Genomic DNA, 1,227 nt, shown 5'->3' with positions numbered 1-1,227 from the left:
GGTTTCTTTGCGCTGCAGGGTTTCGGCGCGTTCGATCAGGGGCGGGGTGTCCGCGGTGAGGCCGAGCAGGGCTTCGCCGGAGGGCTTGATGTCGCCGACCTTTTCCTGGATCCAGTCGTGGAACGCCCCGATGTGGTGCTCGCTCGGGACGAGGACGCCGCCCTTGGCGTAGGACTTGGAAGCCATGCCCGGCTGGCAGCGCTCGCACGCGTCGAAGTCCTGCATGTTCACCCGGTGGAACAGCTCCACCGACGCCGTGACGTCCTTGCCGGACTCCACGACCGAGGGCAGGTACAGCCAGTCACACTCAACGATCGTGTGGTCCGCGGACAGCGGGAACATCCGGTGGATGATCACATGGTCCGGGACCAGGTTCACGAACACGGTCGGCTTGATCGTGATCGCGTAATAACGCCGGTCCTGGTCCTCACCCACGCCCGGGATCACGTCCAGGCCCTCGGACCCGTCCACGGTGAAGCCCTTGATGTCCTCACCGAACTCCGCGCCGTGGCCCACGAAGTACTGCGCCGCCAGGCCGTCGGCGAACTCGGGCAGGACCTCGGTCAGCTCCGGGTGGATCGTCGCGCAGTGGTAGCACTCCATGAAGTTCTCAATGATGAGCTTCCAGTTCGCCTTCACGTCATACCGGATCCGCCGGCCCAGGGACAGGTTCGCCACGTCATACCCGTCAATGGCGTGCACGTCGCCCAGGCGCTCCTCGATCGCGCCCATCACGTCTTCCTCGAAGGAGGGCGGTTCCTCGGCCAGGCACACCCACACATACCCCAGGTACTCGCGGATGTGGACCTTGGACAGGCCGTACTCGTCCCGGTCGATGTCCGGCATCTTGGTCAGGTTCGGGGCCGCGATCAGCTTGCCCTCGAAGTCATACGTCCAGGCGTGGTACGGGCACTGGAAGTTACGGGCCGCTTCGCCCTTTTCCTCCATGCACAACTTCACACCCCGGTGCCGGCACACATTGTAAAACGCCCGGATCTGACCCTTCCGGGTCCGCGAGATCAACACGCTCTCCCGGCCCACCTGCACCGTCTGCCACGCCCCGGGCTTATCCAGATCAGCCGACCGGATCGCGCAGAACCACATCTGCTCAAAAATCCGCTCCTGCTCAGCCCGGAAAACAGCCGGATCCGTATACAAAGAACCACCCAGCGTAGGGATCAGGCTCGGCGTGCTTACCTCAACAGACAATTTGCTCTCCAATCAAAA

Annotated in this window: 1 protein-coding gene; it reads right to left on the bottom strand. The window is 63.4% G+C overall.

Translation table 11 applies throughout. The annotated features are described in order from the left end of the window. The coding region (locus tag AC5RWD_RS23130; protein ID WP_494022257.1) for an aromatic ring-hydroxylating oxygenase subunit alpha at positions 1-1,209 on the bottom strand (1,209 nt) is incomplete at its 3' end. Positions 1,210-1,227: the final 18 nt, after the last annotated feature.

The organism is Arthrobacter sp. CMU6 (assembly GCF_059090205.1).
Note: the sequence above shows the minus strand (reverse complement) of the source record. Positions and strands in the feature narration are given on the sequence as shown.